The 22,168-nt window shown below is 61.8% G+C and carries 25 protein-coding genes; 15 read left to right on the forward strand and 10 right to left on the reverse strand.

Translation table 11 applies throughout. The features are described 5' to 3' along the window. Positions 1-46: 46 nt before the first annotated feature. The gene (locus tag QMO80_RS10675; protein ID WP_283200013.1) at positions 47-703 is read right to left on the reverse strand and encodes an O-methyltransferase; all 657 of its coding nucleotides are present in this window, start codon (positions 701-703) and stop codon (positions 47-49) included. 89 nt (positions 704-792) lie between these two features. On the opposite strand from QMO80_RS10675, the gene QMO80_RS10680 reads away from it, so the two are divergent. The 6 genes from QMO80_RS10680 (at position 793) to QMO80_RS10705 (ending at position 4,684) form a co-directional block, all read left to right on the forward strand. After that, positions 793-1,425 (forward strand): TetR family transcriptional regulator, encoded by a 633-nt coding sequence (locus tag QMO80_RS10680; protein WP_283200014.1) that lies wholly within the window; start codon positions 793-795, stop codon positions 1,423-1,425. 122 nt (positions 1,426-1,547) lie between these two features. Continuing rightward, entirely contained in the window at positions 1,548-2,201 is a 654-nt protein-coding gene (gene yihA, locus QMO80_RS10685) for a ribosome biogenesis GTP-binding protein YihA/YsxC (protein WP_003588913.1), read from the forward strand. Between the two features lie 360 nt (positions 2,202-2,561). Beyond that, complete coding sequence (locus tag QMO80_RS10690; RefSeq protein WP_003588915.1) at positions 2,562-2,771, forward strand: cold-shock protein; 210 nt, start codon at positions 2,562-2,564, stop codon at positions 2,769-2,771. Between the two features lie 131 nt (positions 2,772-2,902). Continuing rightward, positions 2,903-3,127 carry a hypothetical protein gene (locus QMO80_RS10695; protein WP_283200015.1) on the forward strand — a complete coding sequence of 75 codons (225 nt, stop codon included), beginning with the start codon at positions 2,903-2,905 and terminating at the stop codon, positions 3,125-3,127. A gap of 44 nt (positions 3,128-3,171) precedes the next feature. Further along, a complete protein-coding gene (locus QMO80_RS10700; protein WP_097624691.1) occupies positions 3,172-3,447 on the forward strand; it encodes a hypothetical protein in 276 nt (91 codons plus the stop codon). Positions 3,448-3,607: 160 nt separating this feature from the next. Further along, on the forward strand, positions 3,608-4,684 hold the full coding sequence (locus QMO80_RS10705; protein ID WP_283200016.1) for a sensor histidine kinase: 1,077 nt from the start codon (positions 3,608-3,610) through the stop codon (positions 4,682-4,684). A 102-nt stretch (positions 4,685-4,786) separates the two neighbouring features. On the opposite strand, the gene QMO80_RS10710 is transcribed toward QMO80_RS10705, so the two are convergent. From QMO80_RS10710 to QMO80_RS10720, 3 genes are all read right to left on the reverse strand, one after another. Continuing rightward, complete coding sequence (locus QMO80_RS10710; RefSeq protein WP_283200017.1) at positions 4,787-5,341, reverse strand: fasciclin domain-containing protein; 555 nt, start codon at positions 5,339-5,341, stop codon at positions 4,787-4,789. Positions 5,342-5,479: 138 nt separating this feature from the next. After that, a complete protein-coding gene (locus QMO80_RS10715; RefSeq protein ID WP_283200018.1) occupies positions 5,480-6,199 on the reverse strand; it encodes an anti-sigma factor in 720 nt (239 codons plus the stop codon). After that, positions 6,196-6,735: a sigma-70 family RNA polymerase sigma factor gene (locus QMO80_RS10720; protein WP_283200019.1), complete on the reverse strand. Its 540-nt coding sequence runs from the start codon at positions 6,733-6,735 to the stop codon at positions 6,196-6,198. Before QMO80_RS10720 ends, QMO80_RS10715 begins: the two co-directional genes overlap by 4 nt. Before the next feature lie 143 nt (positions 6,736-6,878). On the opposite strand from QMO80_RS10720, the gene argB reads away from it, so the two are divergent. After that, complete coding sequence (gene argB / locus QMO80_RS10725) at positions 6,879-7,766, forward strand: acetylglutamate kinase (protein WP_003570750.1); 888 nt, start codon at positions 6,879-6,881, stop codon at positions 7,764-7,766. 91 nt (positions 7,767-7,857) lie between these two features. On the opposite strand, the gene QMO80_RS10730 is transcribed toward argB, so the two are convergent. Together QMO80_RS10730 and QMO80_RS10735 are read right to left on the reverse strand one after the other, a co-directional pair. Beyond that, positions 7,858-8,295 carry an NUDIX domain-containing protein gene (locus tag QMO80_RS10730; RefSeq protein WP_283200020.1) on the reverse strand — a complete coding sequence of 146 codons (438 nt, stop codon included), beginning with the start codon at positions 8,293-8,295 and terminating at the stop codon, positions 7,858-7,860. A gap of 138 nt (positions 8,296-8,433) precedes the next feature. Beyond that, on the reverse strand, positions 8,434-8,799 hold the full coding sequence (locus tag QMO80_RS10735) for a metalloregulator ArsR/SmtB family transcription factor (RefSeq protein WP_283200021.1): 366 nt from the start codon (positions 8,797-8,799) through the stop codon (positions 8,434-8,436). Between the two features lie 169 nt (positions 8,800-8,968). On the opposite strand from QMO80_RS10735, the gene QMO80_RS10740 reads away from it, so the two are divergent. From QMO80_RS10740 to QMO80_RS10750, 3 genes are all read left to right on the forward strand, one after another. Further along, positions 8,969-9,952 (forward strand): acyl-CoA desaturase, encoded by a 984-nt coding sequence (locus QMO80_RS10740; protein WP_283200022.1) that lies wholly within the window; start codon positions 8,969-8,971, stop codon positions 9,950-9,952. A 183-nt stretch (positions 9,953-10,135) separates the two neighbouring features. After that, entirely contained in the window at positions 10,136-11,467 is a 1,332-nt protein-coding gene (locus tag QMO80_RS10745) for an IS1182 family transposase (RefSeq protein WP_283196684.1), read from the forward strand. Between the two features lie 358 nt (positions 11,468-11,825). After that, positions 11,826-12,974 carry an alpha-hydroxy acid oxidase gene (locus QMO80_RS10750; RefSeq protein WP_283200023.1) on the forward strand — a complete coding sequence of 383 codons (1,149 nt, stop codon included), beginning with the start codon at positions 11,826-11,828 and terminating at the stop codon, positions 12,972-12,974. Positions 12,975-13,043: 69 nt separating this feature from the next. Here QMO80_RS10750 and QMO80_RS10755 read toward each other — a convergent pair whose 3' ends face one another. Genes QMO80_RS10755 through bchE form a run of 3 tightly spaced genes read right to left on the reverse strand, consistent with a single transcriptional unit; the run spans position 13,044 to position 16,468 of the window. Further along, on the reverse strand, positions 13,044-13,814 hold the full coding sequence (locus QMO80_RS10755; RefSeq protein ID WP_283200024.1) for an isocitrate lyase/phosphoenolpyruvate mutase family protein: 771 nt from the start codon (positions 13,812-13,814) through the stop codon (positions 13,044-13,046). After that, the gene (locus QMO80_RS10760; protein WP_283200168.1) at positions 13,811-14,884 is read right to left on the reverse strand and encodes a bifunctional transcriptional activator/DNA repair enzyme AdaA; all 1,074 of its coding nucleotides are present in this window, start codon (positions 14,882-14,884) and stop codon (positions 13,811-13,813) included. The genes QMO80_RS10755 and QMO80_RS10760 overlap by 4 nt, the downstream gene beginning before the upstream one ends. 54 nt (positions 14,885-14,938) lie before the next feature. Further along, entirely contained in the window at positions 14,939-16,468 is a 1,530-nt protein-coding gene (gene bchE / locus QMO80_RS10765; protein ID WP_283200025.1) for a magnesium-protoporphyrin IX monomethyl ester anaerobic oxidative cyclase, read from the reverse strand. Between the two features lie 185 nt (positions 16,469-16,653). Here bchE and QMO80_RS10770 point away from each other — a divergent pair, with 185 nt between their 5' ends. Both QMO80_RS10770 and QMO80_RS10775 read left to right on the forward strand, forming a co-directional pair. After that, complete coding sequence (locus QMO80_RS10770) at positions 16,654-17,367, forward strand: pyrimidine 5'-nucleotidase (protein WP_283200026.1); 714 nt, start codon at positions 16,654-16,656, stop codon at positions 17,365-17,367. Between the two features lie 128 nt (positions 17,368-17,495). After that, a complete protein-coding gene (locus tag QMO80_RS10775; RefSeq protein WP_283200027.1) occupies positions 17,496-18,131 on the forward strand; it encodes an EF-hand domain-containing protein in 636 nt (211 codons plus the stop codon). 91 nt (positions 18,132-18,222) lie between these two features. Here the strand turns inward: QMO80_RS10775 and QMO80_RS10780 are convergent, their stop codons facing one another. Further along, positions 18,223-19,089: an LOG family protein gene (locus QMO80_RS10780; RefSeq protein WP_283200028.1), complete on the reverse strand. Its 867-nt coding sequence runs from the start codon at positions 19,087-19,089 to the stop codon at positions 18,223-18,225. 193 nt (positions 19,090-19,282) lie between these two features. On the opposite strand from QMO80_RS10780, the gene dapD reads away from it, so the two are divergent. The 3 genes from dapD to QMO80_RS10795 all read left to right on the forward strand — a co-directional run bounded on the left by dapD (position 19,283) and on the right by QMO80_RS10795 (position 22,019). Continuing rightward, positions 19,283-20,143 carry a 2,3,4,5-tetrahydropyridine-2,6-dicarboxylate N-succinyltransferase gene (gene dapD / locus QMO80_RS10785; RefSeq protein WP_283200029.1) on the forward strand — a complete coding sequence of 287 codons (861 nt, stop codon included), beginning with the start codon at positions 19,283-19,285 and terminating at the stop codon, positions 20,141-20,143. A 99-nt stretch (positions 20,144-20,242) separates the two neighbouring features. Next, complete coding sequence (dapE, locus tag QMO80_RS10790) at positions 20,243-21,436, forward strand: succinyl-diaminopimelate desuccinylase (RefSeq protein ID WP_283200030.1); 1,194 nt, start codon at positions 20,243-20,245, stop codon at positions 21,434-21,436. Continuing rightward, entirely contained in the window at positions 21,423-22,019 is a 597-nt protein-coding gene (locus QMO80_RS10795; RefSeq protein ID WP_283200031.1) for a hypothetical protein, read from the forward strand. The genes dapE and QMO80_RS10795 overlap by 14 nt, the downstream gene beginning before the upstream one ends. The last annotated feature ends 149 nt before the right edge of the window (positions 22,020-22,168 follow it).

Raw genomic sequence — 22,168 nt, forward strand, 5'->3', positions numbered from 1 at the left:
CTTTTCTGTTCGTATCGGTGAGCAATCACCCTGCACCGACGCGGCTTCAGGCAGCGCGCATGGAAAGCTCGATATCTTCGGAAAACGGCGTCGACATGTAACCGCGGCCAGGCGCGCGCACGTGGCCGAGGTATTCCGGGCAGGCGTCGGCATCGTCGGCGATGACAATCGCTCCCTGCCGGAGGCGACCTTCCAGGATGTGCAAAATCTCCAGATAGAGCGGCTTTGCGCCGTCCATTAGGACCAGATCTATGCTGCCGGGAAGATCGGCGCCGAGGGTTTCAAGCGCATCGCCCTGCCGAAACTCGACGAGATCGGCAAGCCCGGCCGCCGCAAGGTTATGCCGTGCTCTGGAGATCTTGTCGGGCTCGAACTCGGTGGTGATCAGCCGGCCGCCGCCGTTATCGCGTAATGCGGCGGCGAGATAGAGCGTGGAAATGCCGAACGACGTGCCGAACTCGACGATCTCACGTGCTCCACTGGCGCGTGCCAGCATATAGAGCAACTCGCCGGTCCGGCGCGACACGGGCAGCCACAGGTCCTTTATCAGGCCGTAGAAATTGCGGTATTCCGTCTTGCTGTGGAAGAGGCGATCCCGCTCCTCCTGCGACAGTGCCGCCAGGCCGGGGCTCGTCGCCTTGTCGGCCTCTTCGAACAAATGCTCGAGCAGCGGCGCGAGCGGTGCGGTCGTTAACGTGGTCATGGCAAATCCTTTGTCGAGAGCGTTGTTGTGCCGATCGAAAAAATACGATTAATTCGTCGCATTCGCTAATCGCATCCGGGAGCCTGGAAATGGCCGATCGCCCAAGCTCTGAAATTTCCTCACGAAAACAGCCCAAACAGGCGCGGTCGAACGAGCTCGTTTCGGCCATTCTGCAGGCTGCTGTTCAGGTTTTGGCGCAGCAAGGCGCGCACCGCTTCACCACCGCGCGCGTGGCTGAGAAAGCAGGTGTCAGCATTGGGTCGCTCTACCAATATTTTCCGAACAAGGCGGCGATCCTGTTTCGGCTGCAGAGCGACGAGTGGCGCGAGACCACCGGTCTTCTGAGTGAGATCCTCAACGACCGATCGGAGCCGCCGCTTCGCCGGGTGCGCAGATTGGTTCAGGCTTTTATTCGCTCGGAGTGCGAAGAGGCCGCCGTCCGTGTGGCGCTCGGCGACGCCGCTCCGCTCTACAGGGATGCGCCGGAGGCCCGGGACGCGCGACAGGCTGGCGATCCGGTGATCGAGGCGTTCCTGAGGGAGGTGCTTCCCGCCCTCCCCGAGGCAGCCCGCGTGCTCGCCGGCGACGTTATGATGACAACGCTGACGACCGTCGGAAAGGATTTCTCCGAAAGACCGCGGAAGAGCGAAGATGTGGAAGCCTATTCGAAGGCAATGGCCGATATGCTGTGCGCCTACCTTGTCAGCCTGGGCGCACGATGAGACGCAGAGCCGTCGGCCGCAGGGACCGCAATGGGCTCTGTTAACCGCCTCAAAGCTTGACATCTCCCCTCAAAACCACGAAGCCCGGTGAAGAGACAGAACCCGGAGATTGCAGAGCCCGCATGCCCGAAACCGAAAAGCCGCTCTTCGGCCACCCATGGATCTTCATCCGCGGCGTACCCTCGCTCAATTTCCTGCCGCCGGAAGGGCCGCTTGAGGTGGCCTTCGCCGGCCGTTCCAATGTCGGCAAATCGTCGCTGATCAATGCGCTGGTCGGCCAGAAGGGGCTGGCGCGCACGTCGAACACGCCGGGGCGAACCCAGGAGCTCAATTATTTCGTCCCGGACGGCTATTCCGGCGAAAGCGGCGACATGCCGCCGATGGCGATCGTCGACATGCCGGGCTACGGTTATGCGCAAGCGCCGAAGGAGCAGGTCGACAAGTGGACCAAGCTGGTTTTCGACTATCTGCGCGGCCGCGCGACGCTGAAGCGCGTCTATGTGCTGATCGACAGCCGCCACGGCATCAAGAAGAACGACGACGACGTGCTCGATCTGCTCGACAAGGCGGCCGTCTCCTATCAGATCGTGCTGACCAAGACCGACAAGATCAAGGCGCCGGCCGTGCCGAAGCTGCTTGCCGAGACCGCGGAAAAGATCCGCAAGCGCCCGGCCGCCTATCCCGGCGTGCTGTCCACCTCCTCGGAAAAGGGCGACGGGCTGGACGATCTGCGCCAGGCGATCGGCGAAACCGTCGGCGTCGCCCGCTGGAAATAGAGCGGCGCTAGATGCGCTCAGCGCTCGCCGATAGCTGCGGCAATGTTCGGCGACGCGCGAATCCGGCCAGTTCCGAAGCTCCTTCCCACATTTTCGGATCCGCGGCTTTTCAGTCGGCCGAGTCCCATTTGGTGCAAAGGCCACCGACGCATCCGAAGGTTGAATCGACCAGCCATGAAAAACTAACGGTTGACGACGCGGGTCCTTTGCGCTACATGACAACTATCGAATTTTGCTTGCTGGCTTGGTTATCGCGCGATTAGCACCGCGGCCTGAACGAACTTCCTTTCAAAAATCGCTATCACCATCCGTATCGCCCTGGCGCTGCGGTTCTTCAATATTGCTATGAAAGGGTTCATCATGACCACTGGCACCGTTAAATGGTTCAATTCCACCAAGGGCTTCGGCTTCATTCAGCCTGACAATGGCGGCGCTGACGCGTTCGTTCACATCTCCGCCGTCGAGCGCGCCGGAATGCGCGAACTCGTCGAAGGCCAGAAGATCGGCTTCGATCTCGAGCGTGACAACAAGTCGGGCAAGATGTCCGCTTGCAATCTCCAGAACGCTTAACTCGATATCTGCTTTCCTTTGACCACGGATGTACTGGCACTGCCGGAAGCACGTTATCCATGCAAGGCCAGGCGAACTGCCTGGCCTTTTTGTTTTCTCTCGCCCATCGAACTCTTAGTATCGGACCCGACATGACAGAGACATACAGCAAATCCCGCCAGCGGGCGGAGATTGCCTTCGGCAACGTCCAGAGCCAGTTCTTTGCAAAGAACAAGGCGGCCGAGGAACTCGAATCCGACGTCCAATCGCAACAGGCAAAGACCTTGCGGCTTCGCGAGGCGCGGCTTTCCAGGGAACGCAACGACCGGGCAGCAACAACGGCCGCGCTCGTTGCAAAACGCACCCGGGCCGGCTGACCTCACACTGCGCTCACCGTGAACTCATCCTGAAGGAAGCTTGAATGGCGGACGATATCAAGGAACTCCAGTCGATCAATACGGCTTGGCAGATCGCCATTCAGGAGATTCTCCGAATGGTTATCAGGGACATGTATCATGGTGGCGGCGAGGCTTCGTTCAGGACGCACATCAAGCGTATCGAAGAGGCAGCGGTGGACAGCATCTACACGGACTTGCGGCTGCGCGGCACGGATGAATGGACGGAGGTCCTGGTCAAGGAACGGGCGAGCAATTTCGTGACGACGCTGCTGACCTCGTTTACCTATGACCGGGCATAGCCTTGCCGGGTTTGGCCCCACGGGTTCGGATGCTTATCATCGCATAATGAAACTGCTTGCGTAAGCGGATCAGCGGCGATTGCACTTGCGTCCCCGCAGTATTTGAAGCAACCCTCCATCCCAGGCGGTGCAATAGCAGTCCGCGTGCGCGAGTAATGAGATGACCGATAGCAAAGACCAGCCGCTGTCGCCGGAAGGCGTCGGCAACCTGCCCCATCTGGCCGAAGCCCTTGACGACGATCGGTTTCGACACTTTCTCGATCACGTCCCTTTTGCCGTGGCCGTCTCCGAACTCGGCGACCGCGAGGCGCTGATCTATGTCAATCTCGAATTCGAACGGCTGACGGCGCTGAGCGCAAAGCAGGTCGAGGGAAAGACCTGGTCCGAGATCGAATTGAATTCCACCGCCATTTCGGGAGGAGCGACGCTCACGGCCGCCGTGACCTCTGCCGAGGAGTATATTGGCGCGTTCTCGCTGGTGGCCGAACCCGAGAGCACTGCCATTATCGATGTCTGGTCGAATACCATCGTCAACGATGATGATACCCCGCTGTTCCGATTGGTGGCCTTTGCGGCGCGCAATGAGGCGGCGGCCGATCAAAGCTTCGGTGAACTGCTGACGGAGAAGGATGTCCTTCTGCGCGAACTTCAGCATCGCGTGAAGAACAATCTTCAGATGATCACAGCGCTGATCCGGATGGAGGCACGCAATGCGCAACAGAGCGAGGAAAGCGAAAGGTTTGCACGGCTTGCCGGGCGGATTGAGGCCCTGGCGCTGCTGTATCGCTCGCTGTCGGACGAAGAGAAAGGTGCCACAGTCGATCTTGGAACCTATGTGAGCCAGATTGCCGCCTCGGTGATGGCGGCTCACGCCGTGGAAGGGATCCGGCTGGACATGAAGGTCGACACCTGGCCGGTTTCGGTCGATGTCGCGATGCCCGCCGGCTTGGTCATCAACGAACTGCTCACCAATACGCTCAAACATGCCTTTGTGGGACGTGATGGCGGAGAAATCACGCTCCGTTGTGTCGTCAGCGATACAGGGTGCAGGATCACCGTCGCCGATAACGGGGTCGGGCTTCCTCAAGATGTGACTTGGCCGCACCCGGGTAAACTAAGCGCAATGATCGTACAGTCGCTGAAACAGAACGCCCGCGCCAAGGTCGAAGTCACCTCGTCTCCCGACGCCGGCGTGAGTGTCTCGCTCGTTTTCCCAATAGCCGAAGCGAGCCGATAGCCTCATCGCGGGAAAACTGGTCGGAAATCACAAGGCAAGTCATTCTCATCTACTTTCGGGGCGCCCCGAGGAGCGCCCCGGGCCCTGCCAAGATGGGCGGGCTTACATCTTCGGCAGCAGCACCTTGTCGACGACGTGAATGACGCCGTTCGACTGTTTGACGTCGGCGATCGTCACATGCGAGACGCCGCCGTTTTCGTCGGTCAGGGTGATCTTGCCCATGCTTTCCTTGGCTTTCAGCACGCAGCCGCCGACGGTCTTGATGTCGTGCTCACCGCCGTCATCCTTGATCATCTTGGCAACCGTCTTGGCCATCGCGTCGGCGGCAACGACATGGCAGGTCAGAACCTTGGTGAGCGTCGCCTTGTTTTCCGGCTTCAGCAGCGTCTCGACGGTGCCCTTCGGCAAGGCGGCGAAAGCTTCGTTGGTCGGCGCAAAGACGGTGAAGGGGCCCTTGCCCTCGAGCGTGCCGACCAGGCCCGCCGCCTTGACGGCTGCGACCAGCGTCGTGTGATCCTTGGAATTCACGGCGTTTTCGATGATGTTCTTGGTGGCGAACATCGCCGCACCGCCGACATCAGGGTTCTTGGCGGCGGCAAAGGCGACGGCGGACAGGGCGGTGGCGAGCGCGAAGCCGCGCAATAGGGACTTGATCATGATTTTCTCCTCACCGGACACCATCCGCGGGCCTTATGCCTGAGCGTCGTCCGGACATTTCGAACTACGGAGGTTCGCGCCGAAGAGTTTCAGGCGGGAGAATGATTTTATGCGGCGCCGATTACGACCGGCGCCCGATCATGGCCGGCGTAAAGCGCCGCTTGCGATCACCGGACCGGTCGCCTGGCCGGTCGGCGAGCCGCCGAAGGGTTCGAGGCTGACGGCAAGCGTTGCGCCGTCGGCGAGATGGCCGCGCAGATCGGCGGGAATGACGAGTTCGCCGCTCTCGCCCGGCTGGAAGACGCCGAGCGATTTCGGCAGGCCGCTGCCGGGCACCAGCCAGAGTTCCAGCGACTTCTCTTCCGGCTTGCCGGCGGCGACCGGCACGATCTTCAGCCGGCCGCTCTGCAGTTCATAAGAGGCAAGAAGATTGATGGCGCTGTTCTGGCCGGAAAGTGAGGCGACGAGCGGTGTCGGCCCCTGCGGCTCAGGCACCACGCCGGAGGCGAAGATGACGGCGCTGACGGCGACGACGATGCAGGCAAAGCTCAGCGAGCGCCAGAAAACCGCCGAATTCCAGAGCCCTTGCGAAAAGGATGCAGGTTTTTCAGCATCGCCGAACAGCCGCGCCTCGATCCGCTTGAAGGTTTCCCGGCTTGGCGCGGCGGTTTCATACTCGTCATTGAAGGCGGAAAGGTTGGTTTCCCAGCGGCTGACGATGGCGGCGAAGGGCCGATCGTGGCGCATGCGCTCTTCCACCACCCGCCGGTCCTGCAGCGACAGGACGCCAAGCACATATTCGCCGGCGAGAACCTCGTCGCGGGAGCGGTCTCCCTTGCTTTTGTCGGGCGATGTCATCGTTCCAAGCACTCTCTCAGTTTCAACAGGCTGCGCCTGAGCCAGGTCCGCATCGTGTTCAGCGGCACACCAAACTGATCGGCCAGTTCCTGATAGCTCAGCCCTTCGACATAAGCCCGTTTCACCGCGACCGCACGATCAGCTTCCAACTCTTCCATGCAGGTGTCAATCCGCCTTCCTTCATCCTTCGTCACCGTCTGCATTTCCGGGTCGGGTGCGGCGTCGGCAAGATCGTAGGCGCTGTCCAATTCGTCGGCGACAGGCTTGCGCGTCCTCAAGATATCGATCGACCGGTTGCGGGCAATCGCCGAAAGCCAGGCCGAGGACGAACCGGTGGCTGCCTGGAAACTTCCGGCCCTTTGCCAGATGCTGATATAGACTTCCTGCAGGGCTTCTTCGGCTTCCGTGCGATCCTTCAAGATACGCAGGCAGATGGCGAAAAGTTTCGGTCCGGTCTGATTGTAAAGGGCAACAAAGGCCCTGCGGTCGCCGAGCGCGACGCGGCCGATCAGGTCTGCAATCTCATCGCCTTGCATGCCGTTCCTCATATCACGCTTGCATGCGCCGGACGCGAAACACCACCGGCTCCGGGCCAGATACGAAAAACTATTGCCCTCTGGATTATTCCCTCTGTCGGAAACTTGCGATAAAAGGCCGCGAACAATTCCGCGGGGTCCCCATGAACGAGTCCGAAAGCGAACTGCAGGCACGGCTGCTGGCCAAGGCACTGCCCTTCATGCAGCGTTACGAGAACAAGACGATCGTCGTGAAATATGGCGGCCACGCCATGGGCAATCCCGAGCTCGGCAAGGCCTTTGCCAGCGACATCGCGCTGCTGAAGCAATCGGGCGTCAACCCGATCGTCGTCCACGGCGGCGGCCCGCAGATCGGCGCCATGCTGAACAAGATGGGCATCGAATCGAAATTCGAGGGCGGGCTGCGCGTTACCGACCAGAAGACGGTCGAGATCGTCGAGATGGTGCTCGCCGGCTCGATCAACAAGGAAATCGTCGCGCTGATCAACCAGACCGGCGAATGGGCGATCGGCCTGTGCGGCAAGGACGGCAACATGGTCTTCGCCGAAAAGGCACGCAAGACCGTCAAGGATCCGGATTCCAACATCGAGCGGGTGCTCGATCTCGGCTTCGTCGGCGAAGTGGTCGAGGTCGACCGCACGCTGCTCGATCTGCTCGCCCGCTCCGAGATGATCCCGGTGATCGCACCGGTCGCGCCCGGCCGCGACGGCGCCACCTACAACATCAACGCCGATACTTTCGCCGGCGCCATTGCCGGCGCGCTGAACGCCACCCGGCTGCTGTTCCTGACCGATGTGGCCGGCGTGCTCGACAAGAACGGCCAATTGATCAAGGAGCTTTCGGTCGCCGAAGCCCATGCGCTGATCGCCGACGGCACGATCTCGGGCGGCATGATCCCGAAGGTCGAGACCTGCATCGACGCGATCAAGGCCGGCGTCCAGGGCGTCGTCATCCTGAACGGCAAGACCGCCCATTCCGTCCTGCTGGAGATCTTCACCGAGCACGGCATCGGAACGCTGATCGTTCCCTGATCGAGGCTGCGCCCGGCCACGAAGGGCGCATCTTCCTTAAGTCAGCGTATCGGCCCGAAATCGAATGCGATTTACTCTGCGCTCGAAATGCCTAAGCAAACAGTGTCGGAACAGGATAAGACAGCGCTAGGGACGGCATGTCGTCCTTGGCAAAATATCGAACCGATTTTGTCTCGGTGTCCGTCCAAGCGCCGCCGCCTTTTAGCACTTGGCATTTGAACAGTGTCACCACGTACTCGACTTGATGACCATTCGGGTAGATGTACCTAAATCCACGTCCGCCGAAAACGCCGAGAATGCTGGTCAAGGAGACAACAAGACCAGTCTCTTCCATAACCTCGCGAATGACGGCTTCCTGCGGCGTCTCGCCAGGCTCGATTGCACCAGCCGGTAGGCTCCATCCTTCTCCTGAAGCCTTCTCTTGCAGGAGAAGATTGCCTGCATCGTCATGGATGACGGCGGCCACGGAAGGGACCAGAAGTAAGCGGTTTCCAATCAAACCGCGAAGTTCCATGATATGGGATGTCATTCAAGGTGCTCTCTTTCAAAGAGTTCCAGCGTCCTTCACGACCCGAAAAGACAAGCGCGCTGTAGAACATTTCTGATTTCTCTCCAGTCACGGAAATGCTCTTGCCCTCAAAGCTGGCTCTAAATCGCCGCCCGATGCTCAAGGCAATTCTTTCGCCCGGGCGCGCGCCTGGCTTTCCTTCTTGATCGGTCGGCCGACCGGGCAGACCTCCTGCACGAAGCCGTTGAGCGTATTGACGAGATTGTTCTCGATCAGGGAATAGTGGACGAACTGGCCCTGCTTCTCCCGTTTGATCAGCCCCGCCGTTTCGAGGATGGAAAGATGCTGCGAAACGGCCGGCTTGGACATGCTGAAGCGGTCGGCGATCTCGCCGGCGGTCAGGCCCGATGCCGAGAGATAGGCGAGAATCTTCCGCCGTGGCGCACTGGAAAGCGCGTGGAATACCCGCTGGGCAGCGCTGACGGAGCTGCCTTCTGCAGTGTCGTCGAGAGTGTCGTCTTCCAAGTCCGGTCTCCGTGCCTGTGACATTATCGCGTCGATCCGTCAATGAATTAAGCAATTAATGTATTGCTTAATTATTTCGATCGGTGCAAAGTAATTAGGTAATTGCTTAATTAATGAATTGGCGGGCGATGTTCAAGTGGAGAATGCGCCCGATAGGAAGGAGTTTGCCATGAGCAGCATTTCCACCGGGCGCATGATCGACGATAGCAGCGATGCCGTGACGGGCAGAGTGGTCTGGATGCCGGCAAAGTCGATCTGGATCACCGCCATGACCCTGATCGCCATTATCGGCGGACCGCTGACCTTCACCTGGAGCGCCTTTGCCGTCTTCATCCTGCTGACCGCCATCACCATCTGCCTCGGTCATTCGGTCGGCATGCACCGGCTGCTGATCCACCGCTCCTTCAGCACTCCTCTGTGGATCGAGCATTTTCTCGTCTATCTCGGTGTGCTGGTCGGCATGGCCGGCCCCTTCGGCATGATCTACGCACACGATATTCGCGACTGGGCGCAACGGCAGAGAGACTGCCATGACCTCTATGCCCATCGGCGGTCTTTCTTCACCGACGCCTTCTGGCAGATGCATTGCGCAGTGGCGCTCGATCATCCGCCACGCTTCGTTCTCGATGAGCGCGAGCGGCGCGACCGCTTCTATCGCTTCCTGGAGGCGACATGGATGGCGCAGCAGATCCCCTTGGCACTCGCGCTCCTGGCGCTTGGCGGACTGCCGTGGGTGGTCTGGGGTATTGCCGTGCGGGTATCGGTATCGCTGACCGGACACTGGCTGATCGGTCATTTCGCGCATCGGGCTGGTCATCAGGGCTGGAGCGTCGATGACGTCGCGGTGCAGGGTTATAACCTGCCGCATTTCGGGCTGGTCACCTTCGGCGAGAGCTTCCACGGCAACCATCACGCCTTTCCGGAATCGGCGCGGCTCGGCATCGAGCCGGGGCAGTTGGATCTCGGCTGGTATTTCATCCGACTGCTGGCGGGGATCGGCCTTGCTTCGGCGATCAAGCTCCCGCACATGATCGTACCAAGACGCGGGTTGAGACGTGTTGAAATCGCCGGAGACGCTGGTGGGGCTCATTCTGCGGACAGCTTGAGCGGTACCGCAGAATATAGCGCGGCGTTCAAGAGAACCTCGCCCTGAGGTGCCCCGGAGGGGCCTCGAAGGGCGGGGCGGGCGCGCTGCTGGGCGATGCATGCAAGGAGCAGCGCTGCAGCGTGTCCTTCGAGGCTTCGCCCTGCGGGCTACGCGCCTCAGAGCCTGTGAATGTTTTGTGGCGGTGTCGATGGGATTGTGATTCTGTTGGGTGGTTGATTTGCTTGGGGGATGATGGTGAGCGACGAGCTGTTCGAAGGATTGCCGGTGCATGGATCGCAGCGCAGTGCTCAGGCGGGGCGCGGGGCGGCGCGCATGCGCGAGCCGGTGCGCGATCAGATCGAGTTGCGTGCCGTGGATATCGACAGCTTGATCGGCCAGGATCACGCGGTGCGCGTGATTTGGAGCTATGTCGAGGGACTGGATCTGAGCGCGCTTGAAGATCGGATCAAAGCGCGTGAGCAGCGGCCGGGCCATCCGCCGATTTCGCCACGGCTTTTGCTGGCGCTGTGGCTCTATGCCAGCAGCGATGGCGTCGGCAGTGCGCGGGCGCTGGAACGGCTGTGCGGGAGCCACGACGTCTATCGCTGGCTGTGCGGCGGCGTCTCGGTGAACTATCACACGCTGTCGGATTTTCGGGTTGGTTGCGCCGATCTGCTCGACCGGCTGCTGGCCGAGCATCTGGCGGCGCTTGCCGATGCCGGCCTCGTCGCTTTCGATAATTTGGCGCAGGATGGCGTGCGGGTCCGGGCGAGCGCGGGTGCCGCCTCGTTCGGCCGCAAGGCGACGCTTGATCGGCATCTTTCCATTGCCGAGGCGGTTGTGGATCAGCTCAAGCGCGAGGTCGATGCGCGTTCGGATGCCAGCACTCGGCGCATCGAGGCTGCCAGGCAACGAGCGGCGCGTGAGCGCGGCGAGCGGCTCAGAGCAGCCAAGGCCGCTCTTGACGAGATTCAGCGCCATCGCCAAGCGCGCGAAGAAAAGCGCGGCAATGGCAAAAAGCCGAAGGAGCCGCGCGCCTCCAGCACGGATGCGCAGGCGCGGGTGATGAAGATGGCCGACGGCGGCTTCCGTCCGGCTTATAATGTGCAGGTTGCGAGCACCGCCGGCGAGCAGTTCGTGGTCGGGCTCGAGGTGACCAATGCCGGCTCCGATCGCGGCCTCATGCGGCCGATGCTGGAGCGGTTGCGCGCGCTGAGCGGCCATCTGCCGCGCCGCTATCTCGCCGATGGCGGCTTTTGCAGCGCTGAAGATATCGAGTGGGCGCACGGCGAAGGGGTCGAGGTCTTTTGTCCGCCCACGCAGTCCAAACACGGAACCGATCCCTTCTTGCCGCGGCGCGGCGACGGTGCGGGTGTGTCAACCTGGCGGACCCGCATGGGAAGCGAGACGGGCAAGGCTCAGTACAAACCCCGCTCGATCTGCGAATGCATCCATGCCCGCTGGCGCAACTGGAATCTGCGACAATTGACGGTGCGCGGCATCGAAAAGGTCCAGGCCGTCGTGCTCTGCTACGCACTCACCAACAATATCCTGCAAGGCCATCGGCTTGCCAATGGCTAAACCAGGGCAATCACCCTGACGCCAACACGCGACCATCAAAACGCACCGCGTAATCGGCTAACGCTCGATGGCATCAGCCAGCCAAGACCAGCCAACACTGGCCTGAAACGCACAAGATTCAAAAGCTTCACAAGCTCTCAGGATGAGGGAGGTTGGAGGGTGCCGCGCCGAGGCACAGGCGGGGGAGAGACGGCTCAGCTTCTGCATGAGAGGCACCCCGCGGATCATCGTCAGCCTGCAAACCCTCCCAAGCAGCAATATCCATGCGACAGGTCGCAAATCGTACGATCTAGCCTTGGCAAGGTTTCGAATCGTGCTTTAGGTTGCGCCCCGAAAACTTAACGGGTCGAGCAAACAGATGCGCCTTACAGACTGCTATAATTTTCACGACTTCCGGCGCATGGCCAAAAAGCGGCTTCCCGGGCCGATCTTCGATTATATCGACGGCGCTGCCGATGACGAGGTGACGTATCGGCGCAATACCGCCGCCTTCGAGGCCTGCGATCTGGTGCCCGACGTCTTGCGCGGGGTGGCCGAGGTCGACATGTCGGTAACCGTCATGGGGCAGAAGCTGGCCATGCCGGTCTATTGCTCGCCGACGGCGCTGCAGCGGCTGTTTCACCATCAGGGGGAGCGGGCAGTCGCGGCAGCGGCGGCCAAACACGGCACGATGTTCGGCGTCTCCTCGCTCGGCACGATCAGCCTTGAGGAAGCCAGACAGCTCAGCGCCGGGCCGCAGGTCTATCAATTCTATTTCCACAAGGATCGCGGCCTCAATCACGAGATGATGGCGCGGGCGAAGAATGCCGGCGTGCAGGCAATGATGCTGACGGTCGACAGCATCACCGGCGGCAACCGCGAGCGCGACAAGCGCACCGGCTTTGCCATTCCCTTCAAGCTCAATCTCGCCGGCATGATGCAGTTTGCGATCAAGCCGTCCTGGGCGATCGACTGGATGACGCATGAGGCGTTCCGGCTGCCGCAGCTCGAAAACCACGTCAAGATGGATGGCGGCGCCCTGTCGATCAGCCGCTACTTCACCGAAATGCTCGACCCCTCCATGTCGTGGAACGACGTGGCTGACATGGTACAGGCCTGGGGCGGGCAATTCTGCCTGAAAGGCATCATGTCGGTCGAAGACGCCAAGCGCGCGGTCGAGATCGGCTGCACCGGCATCGTGCTGTCCAATCATGGCGGCCGCCAGCTCGACGGTTCGCGCAGCGCCTTCGACCAGTTGGCCGAAATCGTCGATGCGGTCGGCGACCGAATCGACGTGATGATGGATGGCGGCGTGCAGCGGGGAACACATGTTCTGAAAGCCCTGTCGCTGGGCGCCAAGGCCGTCGGGCTCGGCCGCTACTATCTCTTCCCGCTTGCCGCCGCCGGACAGCCCGGCGTCGAACGGGCGCTGGAGACGATCCGCACCGAGATCGAACGCGACATGAAGCTGATGGGCTGCACTTCGGTCGACCAGCTGACGCGGCGCAATCTGCGCTTCCGTTCCTGAGCGGAGTGGGATGTCATTTTCGGGCCGCAGTCTTTCATCTGAGAGCTGCGGCCCGCGCACATCTCGGCCTCAGAGCGTGCTGTAAATCGCCGCCGCCTCCTGTTTCAGCTTTTCCATCATCGACCGGTAAGGCCCCGGTCCATAGCTGATGCGGCCGACACCGAGCTTTGCCAGGGTTTTCACATCGGGAGCGCCCGCCCGCATCATGATATTGACCGGCAGCGACGATGCGGCGCAGATCTTTTCGATCAAGGCGGGATCGATCAGGCCGGGAACGAAGAAGCCGTTGCCGCCGGCGGCCGCATAGGCCCTGCCGCGCTCGATCGCCTCGTCCACCAGACCGGCATGTTTGGCAAGATCGCCTTCGGCGAGGAAGAGATCGGTGCGGGCGTTGATGAAGAAAGGGATGTCTCTGCCGTCGGCCATGGCGCGAATGGCGCGGATGCGGGCCGCCTGGCTCTCGGCGGGATAGAGCCCCTCGCCGGCGACCACCCGATCTTCGAAATTGATGCCGATGGCGCCGACATCCACCAGCCTGGCGGCATTGGCCGCCGCCCCCTCGGGCTCCGCCGAATAGGCGCCTTCGAAATCGACCGACAGCGGCAGGTCGACAGCATCGGTGATGGATTTCGCCGTCTCCACCAGCACCGCCATCGGCAGTTTTTCGCCATCGGCAAACCCGTGGGCGGCGGCGACCGACCAGCTTCCCGTCGCAAGCGCCTTGGCGCCGGCTTCCGCCACCGCCTTCGCGGTGCCGGCATCCCAGATATTGTAGAGGACGATCGGATCGCCCTTCCGGTGAAGCGCGGCGAATGCCTTGGCCTTTTCAATCTGGTTCATGTTGTCTCCTCCATCCTTGCTTGCATCCTGATCTTTTCTTCATGCCGCAGCAGCCATTGCTTGCGCCAGAGCCCGCCGCCGTAACCGGTCAGCGAGCCATCGGCGCCGAGGATGCGGTGGCAGGGCACGATGATCGCCAGCTGGTTGGCGCCGTTGGCGCGGCCGACGGCACGTACCACCTCCGGCCTTTGCATCTCCCTGGCAAGATCGCCATAGGCGCGCGTCTTGCCGACAGGGATCTCCATCAGCTTTGCCCAGACATGTTTTTCGAAGGGCGTGCCGCCGAGCGCCAATGGCGTCGTGAAAACGGTGAGCCGCCCCTCGAAATAATCCCGGATTTCCGCCTCGATCTGGTCGATGACAGGCGTGCGGCCGATCGCGACCGAGGAGCGGACGCGCTTCTGCAATGCTTCGAGCTCGGCCGGCAGCGCCTTGCGATCGTGAAATTCGAGGAGATGCAGATGGGTCTTGTCGGCAACCGCGATCATCGGTCCGAGCGGGGTGTCGAACCAATCGGCAAAGAGCAGTTCGCGGTTCTGCGAGAGCGCCGGCGCCTTGCCGACGAGCCGCTGGAAAGCCGCCCGGAAACCGCTCGGCGAACCGTATCCGGCGTCGAGCTGCGCATCGATGACGCGCGCCCCGTCGGCGAGCTGCCGGGCCGCTTCGCCGAGCCTGATGTAACGGACGATATCGTGGAAGGTCATGCCGAGCGCCCGCTTGAAGGCGCGGCGCACCGTCGAGGGATCATGGCCGCGACGCAGAAGCTCGTCTTCGCTCCAGCGAACCTCCGGCTCGCTGTCAAGCGCGGCAAGCAGCGCGTCGACGACCGGCTCCCGGCCCGGCTGCTCCAGCGGCCGGCAGCGCCGGCAGGGGCGAAAGCCGGAATGCATGCAGGCGGCGATCGTCTCGAAGAACAGGGTATTTTCCCGCTTCGGCTTGCGCGCCGGGCAGGTCAGACGGCAGAAGATGCCTGTCGTCTTGACGCAGACATAGGCCTGGCCCTCATAATCGGCGCTGCGGGCGATCAGGGCGTCATAGAGCGTGTCATCGTCGGGGCGTTCGAACAGCATAGCCGTTTCTAGCATCCCGCGCCTCCAACGTCCGCCGAAAATCGGGCGTCTATTTTATTCCGCCGCGTCGAGGCTTTTCATATGCCGCTGCGGGCGCAGCATCGACTCCTCCTCGGCATCCTGCGGCGCGCCCCAGAAATTCTGAAGCGTCGGGCCATCCTTCAGATGGCGGCGGCGGAAAAGGAATTCGAGGATCTCGTGAAACCAGACGCGCCGGCCCATCTGCGTATACCAGCGCATGGAATGGCGCTGCTCGCGGTCGCGATGGAAGAGGATGCGCATCAGTGCCTTCGGTCGCGCCTGGACCGCAACCTCGATGAGCTTGACGCAGGCGACCAGCACGAAGGGGTTCAGGTATCGCATCTTCAAGACCTGATGTTTGTAATCCCATTTGCGGATATCGGTCTCGATCACCTGCCGGTCGCGGGCGATGCGGAAGAAGGGCGTCCAGCGGTGCGGGGTGACATAGAGCGCCTGGATCTGGTCGGGGTCATAGGAAATCAACTGGCGGAAGCCGCGCCAGAGATCGCTCAGCTTCTCCTCCTCGAAACCGACGACCCAGGTCGCCATCGAGAGAATATCGTGCTGGCGCAGCAAGCGGATCGCCTCCCTGTCGGTTGTCTTGCCTCCACCCTTCTTGATCAGCGCCAGGGTCGCCTCATCGGTGTTTTCCATGCCGAGCAGCCAGCGCACGACACCGGCCTTGCGATAAAGATGCAGAATATCGGCATCGCGGACGATATCATCGGCCCGCGTCGAACCGACGATCTGCACCGGCACATTCTCGGCGATCATCGCTTCGAGAAATGCCAGCCAGGCCTTGCGCGACGAAGTCGGGTTCTCGTCGGCCAGATTGATGAGTTCGACACCCTGTTCGCGGTAGAGCCGGGCGATTTCCTGGGCAAACAGTTCCGGCGAGCGGTGACGCCAGCGGGTCCAGAAGCCGCGCTGGCCGCAGTAATTGCAAAGATGCGGACAGCCGCGGGAGAACTGCATCACGACGGCGCGCTTGCCACCCCAATAGCTGTAGCTGGCGTGATCGATCAGTTCCCAGCCGATGCGATAGGCATCGAGATCGGCGATCGCCTGCGCCGGCTGGGTCGCCTGGATTTCGCCATCGCCGTCCCGATAAGCGATGCCGGGAATGGTTGCGAGCGGGCGGCCCGTCGCCAGGCAATCGGCAAGGCGGCGCATCGTTTCCTCGCCCTCGCCGCGCACGAGGATATCGAATGCCTCCGTCTCGGCCAGCACCTCCCGCCAGTGGTACGTGGGGAAGACGCCGCCATAGACGATGCGGATTGCAGGATCCTTGCGTTTGACCGCCTCTGCGATCAGTCTCGCGGTGGGATGGGCTGACGTCGAGCCGGAATGGCCGATCAGCACCAGATCGGGCTCGATCGCCGCCACTCGGTTGACAATTTCCGCTATCGCCATCGGTCCGAACTCGGCATCGACAAGGCTGACACGGTGACCGCCGTCGATCAGCGGGCCGCCGACCGAGAGCAGGCCAAGCGGCGGAAGGTGATCATCGGGAATGCGACTGCCGATCGCCGTATGCGGCGGATTGATCAGAACGATCTTCATGCGACTTTACCCTTGCGGGTCCCCCTGTCTGACGCAGGCAGAAGGTCACCAGCGATCAAGGCGATATTCAGCCAAAATCTTCTTAAAGTTGTGAAAATCTGGCGGCGTTTTTGCGAAAATCGACAGAGGCGAATCCGGAAGCAAAAACCTTTGGTTTCAGACCGCAGCCATGCCATAAGTCCGCCATGACAAAGATCGACCGCACGCCTGATAAAGCCGATTTCGCGCACGTCACCGACTGGGTCTTCGACCTCGACAACACGCTCTATCCGCATCACGTCAATCTCTTCGCGCAGATCGACAAGAACATGACCGCCTATGTCGCCGCGCTCTTACAGATGGAGCGGGACGAGGCGCGCAAGCTTCAGAAGCAGTATTATCTCGAACATGGCACGACGCTGCAGGGGCTGATGATCCATCACGGCATCGACCCGAACGATTTCCTCGAAAAGGCGCATGCGATCGACTATTCGGCGCTGACGCCGCAGCCGGAACTCGGCCAGGCGATCAAGGCGCTGCCGGGGCGCAAGTTCATCTTCACCAATGGCAGCGTCAAACATGCGGAAATGACGGCGGAGGCGCTCGGCATTCTCGAGCATTTCGACGACATCTTCGATATCGTCGCCGCCGACTACGTGCCGAAGCCGGCGCAGGCGACCTACGACAAGTTCACGGCGTTAAAACGCGTCGAAACGAGCAAGGCGGCGATGTTCGAGGATCTGCCGCGCAATCTGACGGTGCCGAAGGCGCTCGGCATGCAGACCGTGCTCTTGGTGCCGCGCAATCTCGAAGAGACACTCGTGGAATGGTGGGAAAAGACCAGCGGCGAAGAGGATCATATCGATTTCGTCACCGACGACCTCGCCGCCTTTCTCGGCAAGATTACCGGTCCGGGCTGATTGGTCCCTGGCTGACGGTACGGACGGATTACCAAAGTTTCATTCAGCTTACCGATGTTTAACTGGGTCTTTCCGCCCTGCTGCCGTAGCTTTCTTCGTGAGGGGACACCTCACGAAAGGCAAATACGATGTACCGCAACAAGCTGATACTGGCAGCGCTTTCCTCCACTCTGATCTTCGGCGCAGCCGCCGGAGCAGGCTATGCCGCACCCGGTGACGGGCCGCGTCAGCACGCCGGCATGCACGGTCCACACGGTCCAGGATCTGCCGCCTTCCGCGAAATCACCTATGTCAGGATGCTCAAGCAGTTCGACGCGAACAAGGACGGCAAGGTCACCAAGGAAGAGGCGACCGCCGGCCTCGACAAGGTTTTCGCTGCGATCGACACCAATAATGACGGCTCGCTGACGCCCGGCGAAATCCAAGCCTATCAGAAGACGCAGATGCAGGCGATGCGAGACCAGCGCAAGCAGGAAGCCGGCGAAAACAAGGATACGGATACCGCAGCCGCCACACCGGACAATGACGACCAGGGACGGCCGCCCCGCGACGGGCACGATGGTCGTGACGGGCATCGCTGGATGCGCCATGGCGGCAACATCATGCGCGCCTCGTTGATGATGCATCGGATCGATACCGACCAGAACGGCCAGATCTCCAAACAGGAAGCCGTCGCCGCCTTCGACAAGCTGTTTGCGCGGATGGACCGCAACAAGGACGGCGTCATCTCGATCGACGACATGCCGGACCGGCCGCTGCTGTAAGCCCGTTTCTGTAAGGCTGGGCGAACCATCCTCCGCTCTTTCCCCGCCCGGCGGGGAAAGAGACACGTCTCACGGTCGAGACGCTGAGCCGCTATTCGCGATGCTCATAGAAATCCTGGATGATCTTCCACGCGGCTTCGGCCGTATCGACGAAGCTGATCAGCTTGACGTCGTCGGGCGCGATCGTGCCGAATTCGGCCAAAGCGTCGAAATTGATGATACTGCGCCAGAAGGCCTCGCCGAAAAGGATCAGCGGCAGGCGCTCCATGCGGCCGGTCTGGATCAGCGTCAGGCATTCGAAGAATTCGTCGAGCGTTCCGAAGCCGCCGGGAAAGACGGCGATTGCCTTGGCGCGCACCATGAAATGCATCTTGCGAATGGCGAAATAGTGGAAGTTGAAGCTGAGTTCCGGCGTCACATAGGCGTTCGGCGCCTGCTCGTGCGGCAGCACGATGTTGAGGCCGATCGACGGGGCGCCCTCGTCGGACGCGCCGCGATTGCCGGCCTCCATGACGCCCGGACCGCCGCCGGTGACGATGACATATTCCTGGAAACCGAGGGTCGCCGAATATTTCGAGCAGAGCCGGGCGAATTTGCGCGCCTCGTCATAATAGACGGAGGCCGCCTCGAGATTGGCGCGCTGGACATCGTTGCGCGCCGCCCAGGCGCTCTGGCCGGGGGCGGGAATACGGGCGCCGCCGAACATGACGACGGTCGAGCGGATGCCGCGCTCCGTCAGCATCATCTCCGTCTTCAGCAGCTCCAGCTGCAGGCGGATCGGCCGCAGCTCCTCACGGCAGAGGAAATCCTCGTCGACATAGGCAAGGCGGTAGGCGGGCGACATCGTCTGCGGCGTCTTCGGCACAGCCTCGGCACGCTGCCTGTCGGTCGAGCTGCTCTTCAGCGGGTCCCATACGCCATCCTTGCGCCGCGATCCGCCGTTTCGTCCCTTCGCCATGTCGAAATGCCTTTCAGTACTGCCGGTCGTAGTGCCGGATATGTCGCTATAACGCCTTGAATCCAAGTATGATCTTGTTGGAAAAATCATTCCGTTCTACGGCTGCATGCTGTAGAGCAGGTTAAACCCCTGCCAACCGCATTCCGGAGACTCCGCCGTCTCCACGATAAAGATCGAAGTTTAAGGAATTCTCATGAGCGCCACCGACCTCACATCCCTCGAAAAGACCATCGAAGCCGCCTTCGACAATCGCGACAATGTGAACACGTCGACCAAGGGCGAGGTTCGCGATGCGGTCGAAGCCGCGCTCGACCTGCTCGATGCCGGCAAGGTTCGTGTCGCAACGCGCGGCGCCGACGGCGCCTGGACGGTCAATCAGTGGCTGAAGAAGGCCGTGCTCCTGTCCTTCCGCCTCAACGACATGGACGTGGTCAAGGGCGGCTCGGGCAATTCCACCTGGTGGGACAAGGTGCCCTCGAAATTCGAGAACTGGGGCGAGAACCAGTTCCGCGCCGCCGGCTTCCGCGCCGTGCCGAACTGCGTCGTGCGCCGCTCGGCCTATATCGCCCCGAACGCCATCCTGATGCCCTCCTTCGTCAATCTCGGCGCCTATGTCGGCGAAGGCACGATGGTCGATACCTGGGCGACGGTCGGCTCCTGCGCACAGATCGGCAAACATGTGCATCTCTCCGGCGGCGTCGGCATCGGTGGCGTGCTGGAGCCGATGCAGGCCGGCCCGACGATCATCGAAGACAATTGCTTCATCGGCGCCCGTTCGGAAGTGGTCGAAGGCTGTATCGTCCGCGAAGGCTCGGTGCTCGGCATGGGCGTCTTTATCGGCAAGTCGACCAAGATCGTCGACCGTGCCACTGGCGAAGTGAGCTACGGCGAAGTGCCGCCCTATTCCGTCGTCGTCGCCGGCTCGATGCCGTCAGGCAGTGCGACCATGGGCAACGGCAAGCCGGCGCCGCATCTCTACTGCGCCGTCATCGTCAAGCGCGTCGATGAACAGACCCGATCCAAGACCGGCATCAACGAGCTGCTCAGAGATTGATGACACCAGGACTTTGATCCGGTAAACAGGCGGCGTCTTTTGCGCGAGGCGCCGCCGCCTTGCCATGTCTTTGCCATTCCCGCCGGATAGTTCGACGCCATGACCGCTACCGATCCCGTCGCCAATCTTCAGACGCTGATTCGCTGCCCCTCGGTGACACCGGCCGAAGGCGGCGCGCTGTCGGCGCTCGACGCCATGCTTGCGCCGCTCGGCTTCACCGTCGACAAGGTGAAAGCGAGCGAAGCGGGAACCGCCGATATTGAAAACCTCTATGCCCGGCTTGGCAAGGACGGCCCGCATCTGATGTTTGCCGGCCATACCGATGTCGTGCCGGTCGGCGACGCGGCCGCCTGGACGCATCCGCCCTTTGCCGCCGAGATTGCCAAGGGCGAACTGTTCGGCCGCGGCGCCGTCGACATGAAGGGCGGCATCGCCTGTTTCGTCGCCGCCGTCGCCCGCCATATCGAGAAGAGCGGACCGCCCAAGGGCTCGATTTCCTTCCTGATCACCGGCGACGAGGAAGGCCCGGCGATCAACGGCACGATCAAGCTGCTGCAATGGGCGGCCGAACGCGGCGAGCGCTGGGATGCCTGCCTGGTCGGCGAGCCCACCAATCCCGACAGGCTGGGCGACATGATCAAGATCGGCCGGCGCGGCTCGCTGTCGGGCAGGATCACCGTGCACGGCGTCCAGGGCCACGCCGCCTATCCGCATCTTGCCGACAATCCGGTGCGCGGCATGCTGCAGCTGACGCAGGCGCTGATGGACCCGCCCTTCGACGGCGGCACCGACGATTTTCAGCCCTCGAACCTTGAGGTGACCACGGTCGATGTCGGCAATCCGGCGACCAACGTCATTCCGGCCAAGGCCTCGGCCAGCTTCAACATCCGCTTCAACGACAGCTGGACGGCCGAGACGCTGCGCGCCGAAATCCTGCGGCGCCTCGACGCCGCCGCCGGGGATGGTCGGCTGCGGCCGGGCCGCGAACCGGTGAAATACGATATCGTCTGGGCCGACCGGCCGAGCCATGTCTTCCTGACCCGCAACAATGGCCTGATCGCCTCGCTGTCATCGGCCGTCGAAAGTGTCACCGGCCGCTCGCCGAAGCTTTCGACCACCGGCGGCACATCGGATGCGCGCTTCATCAAGGATTATTGCCCGGTCGTCGAGTTCGGCCTCGTCGGCCAGACGATGCATATGGTCGACGAGCGCGTCGCCGTTGCCGATCTGGAGATGCTGACGGCGATCTACGAAACCTTTATCGCCCATTGGTTCGCCAATGCCGGGGCTTAGGGAGGTCCAGTATTATCTGGCCGGCCTCTGGCTGCTTATCCGGCTGGATCCGCGCGGCTTCCGCTACCTCGACATGTCCGAGCGCGGCGTGAACCGCTCGTTCTGGGCGATCGCCTGGTGCCTGCCGCCGATGGGCATTTCCTGGCTCTGGTGGCGGCAGGTCTTTCTGCGGTCGATGCCGACGGAAGCCGATGTCGGCTTTGCCTTCTATCTCAGGCTCGGCTTCGTCGAACTCGCCAACTGGTTCGTACCGCTGGTTTTTGCCGGGCTGCTGCTGCTTGCCTTCCGCATGGGCGAGCGTTTCGCCCCCGTCGTCGTCAGCGTCAACTGGCTCGGCGTGCCGCTCTCCTATATCAACGGGCTGCTGCTGGCGATGGTGGTCTTCTTTCCCGGCTCCGTCGGCCTCGTCTCGCTGCTGCTGCTTGCCTTCATGCTGGCGCAGGTCTTCGTGCTGGCGCGCATTCTCCGGATGATCTGCCACGGCCACGCACTGATGGTCGGGGCAATGACGCTGGTGCTGCTGGTGCCGTCGATGATCCTTTCGGAATATCTGCAGCACTTCCTCGGCATCTATCCGGTCTGATCAAGCCTAGAGCCTTTCCTGGTTAGATTGAAGCATTCTGCCGGAGCAGGTTTTCGTCAGGGCAGAGGCGATTGGCGGTGGGCATACCCCTTGGTACGTCCGAGCCGATCGCCTTTGATCCTGGCGGAAAGATGCCCGGCCCACCGGCC

The organism is Rhizobium sp. BT03 (genome assembly GCF_030053155.1).
Taxonomy (GTDB): Bacteria; Pseudomonadota; Alphaproteobacteria; order Rhizobiales; family Rhizobiaceae; genus Rhizobium.

Bases quoted from the DNA above. Each gene is read 5' to 3' on its own strand.
- QMO80_RS10675 (WP_283200013.1), bottom strand. From the start codon at position 703: ATGACCACGTTAACGACCGCACCGCTCGCGCCGCTGCTCGAGCATTTG.
- QMO80_RS10680 (WP_283200014.1), top strand. From the start codon at position 793: ATGGCCGATCGCCCAAGCTCTGAAATTTCCTCACGAAAACAGCCCAAA.
- yihA (WP_003588913.1), top strand. From the start codon at position 1,548: ATGCCCGAAACCGAAAAGCCGCTCTTCGGCCACCCATGGATCTTCATC.
- QMO80_RS10690 (WP_003588915.1), top strand. From the start codon at position 2,562: ATGACCACTGGCACCGTTAAATGGTTCAATTCCACCAAGGGCTTCGGC.
- QMO80_RS10695 (WP_283200015.1), top strand. From the start codon at position 2,903: ATGACAGAGACATACAGCAAATCCCGCCAGCGGGCGGAGATTGCCTTC.
- QMO80_RS10700 (WP_097624691.1), top strand. From the start codon at position 3,172: ATGGCGGACGATATCAAGGAACTCCAGTCGATCAATACGGCTTGGCAG.
- QMO80_RS10705 (WP_283200016.1), top strand. From the start codon at position 3,608: ATGACCGATAGCAAAGACCAGCCGCTGTCGCCGGAAGGCGTCGGCAAC.
- QMO80_RS10710 (WP_283200017.1), bottom strand. From the start codon at position 5,341: ATGATCAAGTCCCTATTGCGCGGCTTCGCGCTCGCCACCGCCCTGTCC.
- QMO80_RS10715 (WP_283200018.1), bottom strand. From the start codon at position 6,199: ATGACATCGCCCGACAAAAGCAAGGGAGACCGCTCCCGCGACGAGGTT.
- QMO80_RS10720 (WP_283200019.1), bottom strand. From the start codon at position 6,735: ATGCAAGGCGATGAGATTGCAGACCTGATCGGCCGCGTCGCGCTCGGC.
- argB (WP_003570750.1), top strand. From the start codon at position 6,879: ATGAACGAGTCCGAAAGCGAACTGCAGGCACGGCTGCTGGCCAAGGCA.
- QMO80_RS10730 (WP_283200020.1), bottom strand. From the start codon at position 8,295: ATGACATCCCATATCATGGAACTTCGCGGTTTGATTGGAAACCGCTTA.
- QMO80_RS10740 (WP_283200022.1), top strand. From the start codon at position 8,969: ATGAGCAGCATTTCCACCGGGCGCATGATCGACGATAGCAGCGATGCC.
- QMO80_RS10745 (WP_283196684.1), top strand. From the start codon at position 10,136: ATGATGGTGAGCGACGAGCTGTTCGAAGGATTGCCGGTGCATGGATCG.
- QMO80_RS10750 (WP_283200023.1), top strand. From the start codon at position 11,826: ATGCGCCTTACAGACTGCTATAATTTTCACGACTTCCGGCGCATGGCC.
- QMO80_RS10755 (WP_283200024.1), bottom strand. From the start codon at position 13,814: ATGAACCAGATTGAAAAGGCCAAGGCATTCGCCGCGCTTCACCGGAAG.
- QMO80_RS10760 (WP_283200168.1), bottom strand. From the start codon at position 14,884: ATGCTGTTCGAACGCCCCGACGATGACACGCTCTATGACGCCCTGATC.
- bchE (WP_283200025.1), bottom strand. From the start codon at position 16,468: ATGAAGATCGTTCTGATCAATCCGCCGCATACGGCGATCGGCAGTCGC.
- QMO80_RS10770 (WP_283200026.1), top strand. From the start codon at position 16,654: ATGACAAAGATCGACCGCACGCCTGATAAAGCCGATTTCGCGCACGTC.
- QMO80_RS10775 (WP_283200027.1), top strand. From the start codon at position 17,496: ATGTACCGCAACAAGCTGATACTGGCAGCGCTTTCCTCCACTCTGATC.
- QMO80_RS10780 (WP_283200028.1), bottom strand. From the start codon at position 19,089: ATGGCGAAGGGACGAAACGGCGGATCGCGGCGCAAGGATGGCGTATGG.
- dapD (WP_283200029.1), top strand. From the start codon at position 19,283: ATGAGCGCCACCGACCTCACATCCCTCGAAAAGACCATCGAAGCCGCC.
- dapE (WP_283200030.1), top strand. From the start codon at position 20,243: ATGACCGCTACCGATCCCGTCGCCAATCTTCAGACGCTGATTCGCTGC.
- QMO80_RS10795 (WP_283200031.1), top strand. From the start codon at position 21,423: ATGCCGGGGCTTAGGGAGGTCCAGTATTATCTGGCCGGCCTCTGGCTG.